Raw genomic sequence first — 2103 nt, forward strand, 5'->3', positions numbered from 1 at the left:
GGGCCACGCGCAGGCCCAGCGAATCGGCCCCGGCCGGCCGCCGGGGCCAGCGGGCGCACGGCCAGCTGCACCACCAGCGCCGTGCGGGTGGGCAGCACGGCGGCCAGCCCAAAGGGCTGGGCCGGCTGCCCCTGCACCTGCGCTTGCAGGGCCCCGCGGGCGGTTTCGGGGTTGGCGAAGCCGGCCAGCTCGGCCACGGGGCCCGTCAGCTTCAGGCCCAGCAGGCCGTCGGCGGCCAGGGTGGCGAGGTGGTCGAAGCGGGCGTGGGCGGCGGGCCGGAACAGTACGTCGAGCAGCTGCGGCAGGCGCCGAAAATCCAGCCACAGCGCGGCGTCGATTTCGGGCAGGCGCAGCACGTCGGTATCGGCAAAGCGGGCCAGCACGGTGGGGGCCCCGGGGTGGCGCAGGCGCTGCACCACGGCCTCCACCAACGCCGCATTTGTACTAATAATCAGGTGGTTGCGGTAGTTAAACACCGTCAGGCTGGTTTCGGTGCGGCCCTCCGTCAGCACGCTCAGCTCCTGCCCATCGAGCAGGCGTTGGCTGAGGCGGTAGCGGCGGTCGCGGCCCAGGGTTTCGAGCAGGCCCCGCACCTGCCGGTACTCGCGCACCGAGGCCAGCGGCACCTGGTAGAGCACGTCGAACGCGCCGGGGCCCGTCACGTGCACGGAGGTCACGACCTGCTTGCGGCCCAGCAAGGCCAGCAGGCTGGTGCTGCGGCCAGTGCCGCCGGCCAGGCTGTCGGCCACGGCCAGGTGGTCGGCGGCCTGCTGCACGTAGCGCACGGCCGTGAGGTTGTCCCAGAGCTGGGTTTCCTGCAAGTGGCGCACCAGGGCGGGGTGGTCGCGGGTGGTGAGCACGAGCACCGCATCGTCGGGCACCAGGGCGTAGGCGTCCACCGCCTCGGCGGCCACGGTGCGGCGGTAGTACACGTAGGTGGCCAGCGCCAGCAGCAGCGCAAAGGCCACGAGCAGCGCCCAAAGCTTGCGGGACATGTGGGGAGTGGGAAGCGGGAAGTGGGGCGAAAGTACGGCCGGGGCCCTAGCCGGGGGAATATTGGCCCCGGCTAGGGCCCCTATCCGCCCACCGGGGCCCAGCGGGCCTGTTGCCAGGCGGTTTGCTGGGCGGGCGTTAGAAACGTCCAGGCTACAAGGCGGCTTTTTTTCTGGCCCTGGGCCATGTCGATGGTTTGCACTTCCAGGGCCCTGGCTTGGTGCAGGGCGCGGTGTAGGCTAGGCAGGGTTTCCTTTTTCGAGACCAGCGTGGTGTACCAGAAGCAGGCGGTGGGGCGCTGCTGGCTTTCCAGCACCAGCCGGCGCACGAAGGCCGCCTCGCCGCCGGGGGCCCACAGCTCGGCGTTTTGGCCCCAAAGTTCAGGACTGGCAGGGGGCCCCGGGCGGTGCCCAGGTTGGTCGTTTTGCGCCGGGTGCCGGCCGCCGCTTCGGCCGCCGAGGCGTGGAACGGCGGGTTGCAGAGCGTGGCGTCGAACACCTCGCTGGGCCGGATGATGCCCTCGAACACGTGGCGGGCGTCGGGCTGCCGCCGGCACTCGATGGCGCCGGCCAGGGCCCCGTTGGCGGCCACAATGTGCTGGGCGGCGCGCAGGGCCCCGGCGTCCACGTCCGAGCCCACGAAATGCCAGCCATACTCGTGGTGGCCGATGAGCGGGTAGATGCAGTTGGCCCCCACGCCCACGTCGAGCACCCGCACGCCGGGGCCCCGGGGCACCGCGCCGCCGTTGCTCGCGGCCAGCAAATCAGCCACGTGATGCACGTAATCGGCCGGCCGGGGATGGGCGGGCACAGGTAGCCGGCCGGCACGTCCCAATGCTCCACGCCGTAGAAGTGCCGCAGCAGCGCCTGGTTCAGGGCCCTCACCGCGGCGGGGTCGGCAAAATCAACCGACTGGTCGCCAAACGGATTGACCCGCACGAAGGCGGCCAGCGCCGGGCTACTCCGCATCAATTGCGGAAAATCGTAGCGGCCCCGGTGCCGGTTGCGCGGGTGCAGCGGGTCGGGGCGGGCAGGCGGCGGTGGGGGCATAGGGGGAAGCAGGGTGGCCCGGGTGGGCAGGCCACAAGGTAGCGCCCCGGCCCCGAGGTGG

Annotated in this window: 1 protein-coding gene and 1 pseudogene; both read right to left on the reverse strand. The window is 71.9% G+C overall.

Translation table 11 applies throughout. The features are described 5' to 3' along the window. Nucleotides 1-995 (reverse strand): hypothetical protein (locus BEN49_RS14350; RefSeq protein ID WP_141765676.1); only part of this gene is annotated, 995 nt, incomplete at its 3' end. A gap of 80 nt (nt 996-1075) precedes the next feature. Beyond that, nucleotides 1076-2042, reverse strand: a pseudogene (gene rlmF, locus BEN49_RS30955) (23S rRNA (adenine(1618)-N(6))-methyltransferase RlmF). Nucleotides 2043-2103 lie beyond the last annotated feature (61 nt).

The organism is Hymenobacter coccineus (genome assembly GCF_001816125.1).
Taxonomy (GTDB): Bacteria; Bacteroidota; Bacteroidia; order Cytophagales; family Hymenobacteraceae; genus Hymenobacter; species Hymenobacter coccineus.